Source organism: Chryseobacterium sp. NG-CE01, from assembly GCF_055695505.1.
The window spans coordinates 4,277,363-4,290,169 of the sequence record NZ_CM146369.1 but is presented as its reverse complement, the minus strand read 5'-3'; the positions used below and the strand labels follow the sequence as shown (position 1 = coordinate 4,290,169).

At 38.9% G+C, this 12,807-nt stretch carries 6 protein-coding genes; 2 read left to right on the top strand and 4 right to left on the bottom strand.

The genetic code is table 11. The annotated features are described in order from the left end of the window. Positions 1-226: 226 nt before the first annotated feature. Positions 227-1,453, bottom strand: coding sequence for an aminotransferase class I/II-fold pyridoxal phosphate-dependent enzyme (locus ACYT6F_RS19480; protein WP_472599264.1), 1,227 nt, complete (start codon positions 1,451-1,453; stop codon positions 227-229). A gap of 153 nt (positions 1,454-1,606) precedes the next feature. Here ACYT6F_RS19480 and ACYT6F_RS19475 point away from each other — a divergent pair, with 153 nt between their 5' ends. Next, complete coding sequence (locus ACYT6F_RS19475) at positions 1,607-2,065, top strand: Lrp/AsnC family transcriptional regulator (protein ID WP_169229718.1); 459 nt, start codon at positions 1,607-1,609, stop codon at positions 2,063-2,065. 202 nt (positions 2,066-2,267) lie between these two features. Here the strand turns inward: ACYT6F_RS19475 and ACYT6F_RS19470 are convergent, their stop codons facing one another. From ACYT6F_RS19470 to ACYT6F_RS19460, 3 genes are all read right to left on the bottom strand, one after another. Further along, complete coding sequence (locus ACYT6F_RS19470) at positions 2,268-3,299, bottom strand: bestrophin family protein (RefSeq protein ID WP_472599263.1); 1,032 nt, start codon at positions 3,297-3,299, stop codon at positions 2,268-2,270. Positions 3,300-3,397: 98 nt separating this feature from the next. Continuing rightward, positions 3,398-5,470, bottom strand: a complete 2,073-nt coding sequence (locus ACYT6F_RS19465; RefSeq protein WP_472599262.1) for an alpha-ketoacid dehydrogenase subunit alpha/beta — start codon at positions 5,468-5,470, stop codon at positions 3,398-3,400. An 84-nt stretch (positions 5,471-5,554) separates the two neighbouring features. Further along, positions 5,555-7,660 (bottom strand): S8 family peptidase, encoded by a 2,106-nt coding sequence (locus tag ACYT6F_RS19460; protein ID WP_472599261.1) that lies wholly within the window; start codon positions 7,658-7,660, stop codon positions 5,555-5,557. A 251-nt stretch (positions 7,661-7,911) separates the two neighbouring features. Between ACYT6F_RS19460 and dnaE the strand changes: the two genes are divergently transcribed. Continuing rightward, the gene (gene dnaE, locus ACYT6F_RS19455; RefSeq protein ID WP_472599260.1) at positions 7,912-12,588 is read left to right on the top strand and encodes a DNA polymerase III subunit alpha; all 4,677 of its coding nucleotides are present in this window, start codon (positions 7,912-7,914) and stop codon (positions 12,586-12,588) included. Positions 12,589-12,807 lie beyond the last annotated feature (219 nt).

Below are 12,807 nucleotides of genomic sequence, written 5' to 3'. Positions count from 1 at the left end.
TGTTTAATATTTTAATTCTTGATTTTTCTTCCGTAGATTACAGATATTTTGCAGATATGGTCTAATTTTCATTTAATGCAGGATAATGCGGTAAGTTTCTCTCTTAGAAAGTATCTCATCAGTGCATTTCAAAAACTATGTCTGGGTGCTTTTAAGATAACGTCAAAGCGTTAAACTTTATTAAAAAAATAAAGCTGTCGTGATCACGACAGCCTTGACAATAAAATTAAGATGTAAATATGGTTTCATGGTTGAGAATGCCTGTTTTGAGCATGCATTCCCGCATCTTTTCGTAGGTTCTTTCGATATCATGATCGAGACCGATGGAAAACCGGATCAGTCCGTCTGAGATTCCCATTTCTGCACGTTCTTCCTCCGGTATTTCAGAAGACGTTGAGCTTCCTGAACATGAAAATAAAGTCTTATAGAATCCCAGGCTTACCGCAAGATAACCCAGGTTTTCCTGCTGCATCATTTCCATCAGTTCGTTGGCTTTTTCGGTAGTTCCGGCATCAAGAGTCAGCAATCCTCCAAAACCATATTCTTCATGCATCATGCTTTTCATTAATTCATGGTTTTTGTGAGATTTCAGTCCGGGATAAGAAACTCTCAGTCCGTCGTTTTCAAATCTTTCCGCAAGATACTTGGCATTGTGGCTATGCTGCTTCATTCTGATATGAAGGGTTCTCAGGTTTTTCAAAATACTTGCAGAACGCAGGCTGTCCATCGTAGGTCCCAACAGCATGCATGCCCCGGTGTTCACATTTTTGGTGTCGTTGATGAATTCCTGGGTTCCACAGTAGACGCCGCCCACGGTATCGCTGCTCCCGTTAATGAATTTTGTAAGGGAATGGATCACAATATTCGCTCCCAGTAAAGAAGGTGAGATGGAAAGTGGTGAAAACGTATTATCAACAATCAGTTTTAAATTGTGTTTTTTACAGATTTCCGATAATTTTCTAAGGTCAGCTACCTCAAGAAGCGGATTGCTTACACTTTCGCAATATATAATCTTTGTGTTTGGCTGGATGGCATTTTCAATAGAATCAAAATTATTGATGTCTACGAATGTTGTTTCAATATTAAACGGCGGAAGAAAATTTTTCATGAACGCATACGTTCCTCCGTAAATTGTTCTGCTGGAGATTATATGATCCCCGCTTTTACATACCTGTAAAAGAACAGAAGTGATGGCGCCCATTCCTGAAGCGGTAACGTTTGCTGCTTCCGTATTTTCCATTTTGGCAAGGGCCTCGGAAAGATACAGGTTCATGGGAGAAGAATGTCTTGAATACAGATAACAGCCTTCCGCATTTCCCTCAAATGTATCAAACATTGTTTTTGCAGAAAGAAACGTATAGGTTGAACTGTCTGAGATTGATGGGTTTACACCACCAAATTCACCGAAATACTGTAAATCCTGAATTTCGTTTGCCGCGTTAAAATCTTTCATATGATATAATTTTTCCGTTGCTAATATGAAAGTATTCCCATTTTTTTACAAGGTAAAATGAATTTTATAGAATATAAATCTATTAAGTTGTAATTTGGTAGAAATAAAGTTTATTATATTTGATGAATATAAATTTTTAACAAAAAATTATCTATGGCACTTGATGATACGGATAAAAAACTGCTCCTTTTTTTGCAGGAAGATTCTAAACAGACCACCAAAGAGCTGTCCTACAAGCTGGGTTTGTCTGTAACCGCTGTTTATGAACGCATACGGAAACTGGAAAACACGGGTGTGATTTCGAAATATGTTGCCATTCTGGACCGTCATAAAATTGACAGGAATTTTATTGTGCTGTGCCACGTGAAACTGACACAGCACAAAAAAGAATACGTCCTGCAATTTGAAAGGGAAATTATGAACCTGCACGAAGTAACGGAATGTTTCCACGTAAGTGGTGATTACGATTATATCCTGAAAATTGCCGTAAAAGATATGGAAGATTACCGAAATTTTATGCTCTCCAAACTTACTACCCTGCAGCATATTGCAAGCACCCACAGCTCGTTTATGATCTCTGAAGTGAAAAATACAACGGCCATTGTTTTGTAATTGTAATATAGTATTTTTCAGACTCTTTTGACCCGAATTGTTCCTGATTTTATTTTTAAGGAGCTATTCCCGCTTTCCGCACTCGCTATTTTTTTGGCTACAGCGCGGCGGCGAAGCCGCCGCGCTGTAGCCAAAAAAATGAGCTCAGACAAAGCTGCAATCGGGGCTAGGCCTTAGTCTTTTATTTCAATAAAAGTTTTAATTATACCAAAACACCATTTTTAGAAGCAATCGGATCCGGAAGTTCTGTGTCTCCGGTCATTTGCAGTAAATCTATTTCTATCGTTCTGCAGATCGAAAGCATTGGTATATCAAACATGAGCCCTTCAAAAGGGTTTTCCGAATAATCACCAACCAGTTCCATGATGATGTAAATCCATCCGATTGTAATACAAAAAGGAATGGAAGCCCATATTCCCCAATCGCCCAGTTTGGCGAATTCGCTTACGAGTCCTAACGGAAGCAGCATGATAAAAATAACATTAAATACAAAAGCAGTACTGGCAAACTGTCTCGGCAATGGGAATTTCTTGATTCTCTCAGCCTGTCCCTGTAACGTATAAAATTCATTCAGGCAATCCTGTAGCTGCATGTGATTAAATCCTGAAATTACCCCCATATTCTTTAGTTCATTAATGTCCTTCGACTGCTGTGCGATAAGGTAGGTGGCAAAATTTTTGTAGTGGGCCTGCTGTTCTGCTTCTTCTTCAGATAAGTATTTATTAAGGAATATAGGAGTTCTTCCATAATCAGGAAATCCGGCTTTAATCAAGCGATTTCTTTTCTGGTCAACATTTTTTAACTGATCTTCTTCTACTTTAATATGTTCCCATTCAGTGGGGATCAGAAGCTGTTCGCGCAATTGGTAAAGCCACGCAATATGTCGGTATATTATTTTCTTTCTGCGGTCTTCGAGGTCAAACTTTCCGATCTGTTCGTTGCCGGTATCAAAAGCTGAAACCATAGAACCGAGCATGCGGCTGGAGTTTACGATTCCACCCCATATTTTCCGGGCTTCCCACAATCTGTCGTACGCCTGGTTATTTTTAAAACCAACAAGGAAAGCTTCCGCGGTACCGATCAATGCAACCGGAACCCAGGGTATGACCATCCACTGCCAATTAAAAAAGTGAAAAAGAACAGCTATCAGCGTGCACCAAAGAGAAATCAGTATAAGATGAAATCCTGATAAATTGAGAACCTGCCTGTAATTGACGTATTTTGTAGTGATCATAATTTGTTATACCTTTTCTGGAGATGATTAAATGTAACAAAAAGCATACAAAAAAGCCTCTAAATTTTTTAGAGGCTTACATTTTATTTTATTCTGAATCAGTATTTCAGCATTTCGTCGATTTTTGCACTCAGCTTTTCTGCGTTCGGCAGCATTTCTTTTTCCAAAATAAGATTGATAGGAACTGCCGGAACATCAAGCGAACCCATGGTTTCCACCGGAGCATCGAGATATTTGAAGCAGTTTTTAGAAATTCTGTGGGCAAAAGCTTCTGCAAAAGAATTATTAAGCTGCTCTTCCGTAAGAACGATACATTTTCCGTGTGCTTTTACTCTTTCAAAAACCAACTCTTCATCAAGCGGAATTAATGTTCTTAAATCGATCACTTCTACTTTCCCGCCGAAGTTTTTTGCGGCTTCTTTAGCCCAGTAAACACCCATTCCATAAGTTACGACCAATAGAGTTCTGCCTTTTTCCGTTTCCTCTTTATCCGCTTCGATGATGATTTTTCCTTTACCGAAAGGTAAGATGTAATCTTCTGCCGGTTCTATAGTTTTTGCATCCTCGGTTCCCGGAACTTTGCTCCAGTAAAGACCTTTATGCTCCAGCATAATTACCGGATTCGGATCATAATAGGCTGCTTTTAATAGACCTTTAAAATCTGCGGCATTGCTTGGATATGCTATTTTTATTCCTTTGATGTTGGCAAGAATGCTTTCCACACTTCCGCTGTGGTAAGGCCCGCCGCCACCGTAAGCACCGATTGGCACCCGGATGATATTGCTTACCGGGAATTTGCCCTGGCTCAGATAATTTGATTTTGAAATTTCCGTAATCAATTGATTGATTCCCGGATAAATATAATCGGCAAACTGAACCTCAACGATCGGTTTCAGTCCTACTGCGCTCATCCCTGTCGTGGAACCGATGATATACGCTTCCTGGATGGCAGTATTGAACACTCTTTTGCTTCCGAATTTCTTTCCTAATGTTACGGTCTCACGGAAAACTCCGCCAATTCTTTCTCCAACATCCTGTCCGTATAATAAAGCTTCCGGATGTTTCCACATCAATTCCTGGATAGCGTGAATGGCAGCATCTACCATCACGATCTTTTCACCGCCTTCCGGTTCGCGTGTCCCAACCTCTTCTGTAATCGGAGTAGGCGCAAAAACGTGATTCATTACGGTTTCAGGTTTTGGATCTGCTGCATTTTTAGCTCTTTCGAAAGCTTCCTCTGCTTCAAGACGTGCTTTTTTCGTGATTTGTTTTAATAATTCTTCATCAACACCGGAATCAAGCAATTGGTTTCTGAGAATTTCTCCAGGATCTTTAGCCCTGTGTTTTACTAAATCTTCTTCATCTCTGTAAAATTCTCGTCTTACTCCCGAAGTATGGTGCCCGATAAGAACGGTTTTTGCACAAACAACCAATGGTTTTCTTTCATTACGTACAAAATCCACCGCTTTTTTCATGACTTCAAAACTTTCGATAAAGTCGGTTCCGTCTACTCTCATTCTGCTGAGACCTGTAAACCCGGCCACAAAATCGTAAGCATCGCAGGTTCTTGCTTCATCCTTGGTAACTGAAATGCCCCATTCGTTATCCTGAACCAGGAAAATAATGGGAAGCTGATGTAATGCAGAAAACTGAAGCGCTTCACTCACTTCGCCTTCTGTAACGGAGTTGTCTCCAAGACTGCATACAACAACAGGATTGTTCTCAAACTGCTGTAGATTAAAATTTTCGATATATTTTATTCCTTGAGCTACACCGGCAGTAGGAATCGTCTGCATTCCGGTTGCGGAGCTCTGGTGAATAATTTTAGGTTTGTTTTCGTCTTTGCTTGAAGGGTGGGAGTAGTAAGATCTTCCTCCGGAAAACGGGTCTTCTGCTTTCGCAAGCAATTGCAGCATCAGCTGATAAGGTTCAAAACCGATTCCCAGAAGAATGCTTTCGTCTCTGTAATAGGGCGATACCCAGTCTTCTTTTTTTAATTGATAGGCAGTAGCCAGCTGAATGGCTTCGTGGCCTCTTGACGTGCTATGAACGTATTTGGTAACATTTCTGTTTTCTTCGTAAATATCTGCCATTGCTTTGGCAAGCATCATATGATTATAAGCTTTAAGCAGAATCTCCTGAGAAACTTTTTCGTGAAGTGTATTTTCCATAGAAAGCAAAGATAAACAAAAAAACAAAAACACTAACAAGTGTTAGTGTTTTTGCTTATTGTTTTAATTTAGATAACAAAACTGTTATTCTTTAATTACTTTTTTAGAAACAGTGTCTTTATCTGTTTTAATCTCTATTACGTATATTCCTTTTGTATAAGAACTAAGGTCGATTGTCTCTTCGTTGTTTTTAATCGTTCCGGTCTGAAGTTTTTTGCCGGAAAGGTCATAAACATTAAAGACGGCTTTCTTAGGAGCTTTTAATACTTTTACAAAATCTTTTGTAAGAGTTGGTGCAATTATTAATCCATCCTCTTTTGTAAGATCATTGGTTGCCAGAACGGATGCTGTTTGTCCGGTTACCATAATCGAATAGTTCTGTGGTGCAGGAGTTCCGGCATCATTAACAAGCGTACCTTTATTTGTAATTTCAATTCTGTAATTTCTACCTGCTACAGGATTATCAATGACAACTTGTTCCACATTATCTACGGTATTGTCAGCTTTTGTTGCAGGGTTTAAAGGGTTATCTGCATCAAGCTTCCAAGGATAATACACTGTATTGGTGGTAAGATCAATAATTCTCAGATCCAGGTCATTAATCAATTTTGAGGTTCTGTTATTGAAAACATCAGATACAAACTGATAGTTCGGGGTGTATTTAGGATCAATCCAACTGATGGTAACTTTTAATGGTTGGCTTCCTATAGCAGCTATTGTTTTGCTGTTTTTAACTCCGCTTGTTAATGTTTCGTCAGCAAAGATTACCGTATTGTTGGATTTTCCTACTAACAGTTCTGCTCCTTTTTTAGCATTTATAAAGCCCCATCCGAACCATGGATCCGGCCCAATTTCTCCAGCTTCAGATGCGGAATGAACAGTCAGTACTTTAGCTGATGCAGCATTGAGTAATGCATTATTGAACAGCTGTTTGTTAATTTGAGTCCAAAGTCCAATAATTCCTGTAACAATAGGTGCAGAAAATGATGTTCCACTTCCTGCTGCCCAAGTAGTGCTTCCTGCCGCTGAGGTCGCTGCATACAAAACGTTTGTTCCCACAGTAGAGATGTCGGGCTTAATTCCTCCATCATCTCTCGGACCGGCGCTGCTGTAATCGGAATGCACCACGTCATCTAGGCTAGTATACCGAAAATTATTACTCGTAATAATATCTGTAGCTCCAACCACAATAATATTCTTTGCAAGAGATCCGGTTCCGATACAGTCATATCCTAAAGAACAATTGTTTGGTGGAACAGTATCACTTGCAGTGAATGCTACCTGACCACCTGATGATGAATAAAACTTCGGTACGCTCGGAGAAGCATTACTTGGCCCCATATTGAAATAATTTCCGGAAGACTTAACAATTATAAGAGATGGATTATTGTTTACCAACATATCATAATTATAATCATTTGTATTGTAAGTGCCCTGAAGATCATAAAATGTATTTCCCGCTTTAGAACCATTATATACATAAGAAACGATATTTCCATTGGTGTCGTAGTTTTCTGTCCACCCTGAATTTACTCCATATGAGTGGTTGGAAATATTAGGTTGTGAAACCAATATTTTTTGGAAAACGTTACTGGTAGAAGCATCGCCTGGCAGAGTAGTTGTGCTGAACATGTAGCTGTCCATTGTAGAGTTTACTGCAACACCTTTAGCATCTCCCACGGTAACGCCTCCGCTGGATAAACTAACGCTTTTCCCTCCGATAAAACTTCCTACTCCTGTAGAATGATCCGAGTAGCTTTGTGTGCTTGCTTCCTTATTTGTAATTCTTCCTGCTGCATTATTAAAGGCTGTATGGGCTGCATATATTCTTCCTCCATCAAATATTGTGTATTTAATGTTTTCACCGTTAAAAGCACCTGTAAGCCCAGTAATGTTTCCGGATGTATTGAGCAGGTCCGAATTGGAATTCATTAATTGTCTGGTATCTTGTTCCTGTAAAAAATAAGGTACATCAAAACTAAATCCTCCTAAACGTGACTTCAATGAGTCTATTTTTTTCTTTGTTTCCGGATCAGGATTTTTCCCATATACTCTCTCAACATAAGTATCAAACTTCTTTTCATTTTCAACTTTTTGCTGTTCAAACTCCCTTCTTAAATTTTCATTGTTCTTTTGCGCATACGCTGATAAATATAGCAACGTACTGATCAAGATTAGATTTCTCTTCATGCCAATTAATAATAATTAATTGACAAATATATGTAAAACTCATTAATTTACATAATTAATTGATGATATTTTAAATGAATATAGCACGTTTTAACTAATCTTAAAATAATATAATAATTATATGATTTTTTTTGTAAAATGTCAGTAGTAAAAACGTAGATTCATATTTAATAAGAAATAAAATTGCTACTACATCCAAAAAAATTAAAGTAACTTTACATACTCTTTTTAATAAAAGCTAGAAAAATTACATGTATTTAGTTTTTGACACAGAAACAACAGGTTTACCAAAGAATTTCAACGCTCCGCTTTCAGACTCAGACAACTGGCCAAGAATGGTTCAGATTGCATGGCAGCTGCATGCTGATGACGGAACACTTATTGAAAATCAGGATTATATTATAAAACCGGAAGGGTATGATATCCCTTTCAACGCAGCTAGAATTCACGGAATTACCACTAAAATCGCCAACGAGGAAGGACGTGACCTTACGGAAATTTTACATGAATTTTCTCAAGTTTTAGAAAAAGTAAGAGTGGTTTCCGGACATAATGTTGAGTTCGACTACAATATCGTTGGAGCCGAATTTTACCGTAAAAATATTAAAGACAACCTTCAGGAAAAACCAAGAGCAGATACCATGGTGCTGGGAACCGATTTCTGTCAGCTTGGAGGAGGTCGGGGAGGCAGATTCAAACCTCCGAAACTGGAAGAGCTTTACGAAAAGCTTTACGGGCATAAATTTGATGAGGCCCACAATGCCGCAGCAGACGTAAATGCTACAGCTCAGGTGTTCTTTGAGATGATGAGAATAGGCGTGATTCCGGCAGAAATTTTAAAGATTTCCGAAGATCAGCTTGCTTATTTCAAAACGCTCTACTCCGAGCCGATCAGACCTTTCAGTATTGTTATCAGGAGGCAGGTTGCAGATTTTCACAATAAGAAAAAGCAGCAGGATTTTGGAAGTATTGATGAGATCGATCTCGGTAAATATTTCAATTTTGATAATCACAGCGTTTTCTCGACCCTGTCTGCTACTTCAAGCATTAATGATCTGATAAAGAAAGCAACCGAAGATAACTTTCCTGCTGTCGGAATGGTGGATCTGGGGAATATGATGGGCGCTTTTAAATTTGTTTCCGCAGTAGAAGGTGCTAATTCAGATCGTGCTAAAAAACATAAGGAATTTTTAGCAAAAAAGCAGGAAGCCGAAGAAAAAGGCGATGCATTCAATGAAGCTGAACCTGTTTCGGAGCCATTAATTCCTGTTGTAGGATGTGAGTTTTATATTTCAGACCGTTACGAGCAGAAACAGTTTACCAAAGATGATCCGGACCGGAGAACACAAGTGGTGTTGCTGGCGAAAGATTTTAACGGATATAAAAACCTGGCAAAACTTTCCAGTATCGGGTTTCTGAAAGGATTTTATTTTGGAGTTCCCAGGGTAAGCCGTGAGCTGATTGCTCAATATAAAGAAGGAGTTATTGCTTTAACTTCGGGAATCAACGGAGATATTCCCGATGCTATTTTAAATACCGGTGAACAAAAAGGAGAAGAGCTTTTTAAATGGTGGAAAGATACTTTCGGAGACGATTTTTATGTTCAGATACAAAACCACAAACTGCCTGAAGAAGAGCATTTGAATGATGTACTCCTTCATTTTGCAGATAAATATAATGTTAAAATTCTGGCGCAGAATGAAACATTTTACACTGATAAAGACGATTCTAATATTCAGGATATTGTCAGCTGTATCAAAGATGGTGAAAAGCTGTCGACGCCGGTTGGTAAAGGCTTTGGTAAAAGAAGAGGGCTTGCTACAGGCGAATATTACATTAAAAATTCAGATGAGATCAAGGAAGCATTTCTTGCTTATCCTGATGCTTTTGATGCGTATGAAGAATTTACTGCGAAGTTCAAACCTTATACCCTTAAAAGAGATGTTTTGCTTCCGAAGTTTGATATTCCTCAGGAATTTGTACATGCTGAAGATGAACTTGACGGAGGAAAACGTGGAGAAATGGCTTATCTTACCTATTTAACGTATGAAGGTGCTAAAAATAGATATAAAGACACGGGAATCACAGACGAAATTAAAGAGCGTCTCGATTTCGAGCTTGAAGTAATCGCTAATACCGGATATCCGGGATATTTCCTTATTGTACAGGATTTTTGTAATGAAGCCCGTAAAATGGGAGTATGGGTAGGGCCGGGAAGGGGTTCTGCTGCAGGGTCTGCGGTGGCTTACTGTATCGGAATTACGAATGTAGATCCTATTAAGTATGATCTCCTTTTTGAGCGTTTCCTTAACCCCGAAAGGGTTTCCATGCCGGATATTGATATCGACTTCGACGACGAAGGTCGTGATCGGGTTATCAAATGGGTAATTGATAAATACGGTCAGAGCCAGGTTGCTCAGATTATTACTTATTCTGTTTTAGGAGGAAAATCTGCGATTAAAGATGCCGGAAGAGTACTGGATGTACCAATTCCTGACACCAATAATATAGCCAAACTGATTCCTTCCACCCCCGGAATGAACATCGCGAAAGCACTGGCAAAATATGATAAATTAAAACCCGAAGAACAGATGCTCGTTGATGAAATGAGATTTGTTCTGGATAGTCCTGCCGACCCGCGACACGATGTGCTTGCGAGTGCAAAGAAAATGGAAGGATGTATCCGTAATACCGGGATTCACGCCTGTGGTGTGATTATCACCCCCGAAGATGTCAGTAATCTTGTTCCCGTTACTATTGCTGCAAAAGATGCTGATATTTTAGTCTCCCAGTTTGATAACTCCGTAGCGGAGAGTGCAGGTCTTCTGAAAATGGACTTCCTGGGTCTCAGAACTCTTACAATTATTAAAGACGCTTTGAAACTGGTAAAAGAAAGACACGGCGTAGATATTGATCCGGATTTGATTCCGCTTGATGATACGAAAACTTATCAGTTATTTAAAGAAGGACGGACGATCGGTATCTTCCAGTACGAAAGCCCGGGAATGCAGAAGTATATGAGAGAACTTAAACCTACGGTTTTTGCAGACCTTATTGCCATGAACGCATTGTATCGTCCGGGGCCAATTAAGTATATCCCGAATTTCATCAACAGAAAACACGGAATTGAAGAGATTGTTTACGATTTACCGGAGACCGAAGAGTATTTAAAGGAAACTTACGGGATTACCGTGTATCAGGAGCAGGTAATGCTTTTATCCCAGAAACTGGCCAACTTTACCAAAGGTGAAGCTGATACGCTGAGAAAAGCAATGGGTAAAAAGCAGATCGACGTTCTTAATAAGATGTATCCAAAATTCATCGAAGGCGGAAGGAAAAATAACCTTAATGAAGAACGATTAGAAAAGATCTGGAACGACTGGAAAGCCTTTGCAGAATATGCATTCAACAAATCGCACTCTACCTGTTATGCATTTATTGCCTACCAGACTGCCTTTTTGAAAGCAAATTACCCGGCCGAATATATGGCGAGTGTAATGAGTAACAACATCAACAATACCGAATCAATTACCATGTTCATGGAAGATTGTAAAAGTATGGGGGTGGATGTTTTGGGACCTGACGTTAATGAATCGCAATATAAATTCTCGGTAAACGAAAAAGGGCAGATCCGTTTTGGTTTAGGGGCGATAAAAGGAATCGGAGAGGGTCCCAGTGAAGCCATTACAAAAGAAAGAGCCAACGGAAGATTCAAAAATATTTATGATTTTTTTGAAAGAATTCTTCCTTCACAAATGAATAAAAGAGTTGCGGAAAGTTTAGTGTTGGCCGGAGCTTTCGATGAGTTGGATTCATTCCACAGAGGCCAGTATTTTGACATTGATATGGCGGGAAGAACAAATCTTGAAAGACTGATCCGCTATGGACAGAGCTTTCAGGAAAGCAAAAATGAAATGGAAAATTCTCTTTTTGCCGATTTTGCCGAAGAGGTTCAGATTGAGCAGCCAAAATTAGCTCCCTGCCCGGAATGGCCGAATATGCATAAATTAAATAAAGAAAAAGAGACTATCGGATTTTATCTTTCTGCGCATCCATTGGATGAATTTAAATATCAATATCAGTTTATGCAGGGACGGCTTTCTAAAAAAGCAGTTTTGGAGAAAGAAGAAGATGTGAAACTGGCAGTAGATGAAACTCCTATTCTTGAACAGGATGCTCCTGAAGATGTGGCTTCGCTTGTGGAAATTGTTTCCGATGATGTAATAGCGGGTGAGGAAGAAGAACTTATTGAGGAGGTTACCCGAAAAGCAGAGCCCAAAGGCGTATTTCATTTTTTGAATCTTGATGAGGTGGATGCTTATAAAGAGCAGGCTTTTTCCGGTACCCAGGAGGAATTGTTTGAAGAAAAAAAGAAAGACTGGAAAACCATACAGAAAGAAAGAGAGAATGGCGGCGGCGGAAAAGAATATACCGTTGCAGGCCTGATCACGGAATATGTGGTCAAAGATGGCTTCAGAAGCGGTGAAAAGGTGGCTTTTGTAACGCTTGAAGATTATTCGGGATCATATTCTTTCAGACTCGGGGACCGGGATTATATGAGGCTAAAGGAAAAGCTTGAAGTACAGCGTTTTGTAATCTTTAAGATCAAATTTGCTCAGGTTAAAGACGGAAGAGTTTTTGTAAATGTAACAGACGTCATTGAGCTTCAGGAAGCATTTGAACGATTTGCCAAAAGCATTTCTCTGGTAATGGATGTGATGGATTTCAGGCCTGAAGATCTTACTTTTTTCAGAACGGTGCTTGAGCGCAACCAGGGCAGTCAGAAGCTTAAGTTTTATATTAAAAGTACGGAAGAAGAGCGTGAAGAGCATCTTGAAGTCCAGTCGATGAAGCATTCGGTGCATCTCAGCGGCGAGCTTATTAAAGAAATTCAGTTGCTTAACAAGTATGAGTTTTATTTGAATTAAATTTTAAAGATATATTTATTGAAACGGCTTTAATAGCCGTTTTTTTTGCTTAGTGGTAATCCTGGAAAAGGTATTGTTGATATAGAAGATACCACATTTTCAATTGTGTATTATTCACTTTAATTTGATTTTATTTATTTTTTTGATAGTTTAATTAGTTTATTTTTATCTATTTTACATAAATTTTAATTTATATGTATTAAATGTTTTTTTATTTAC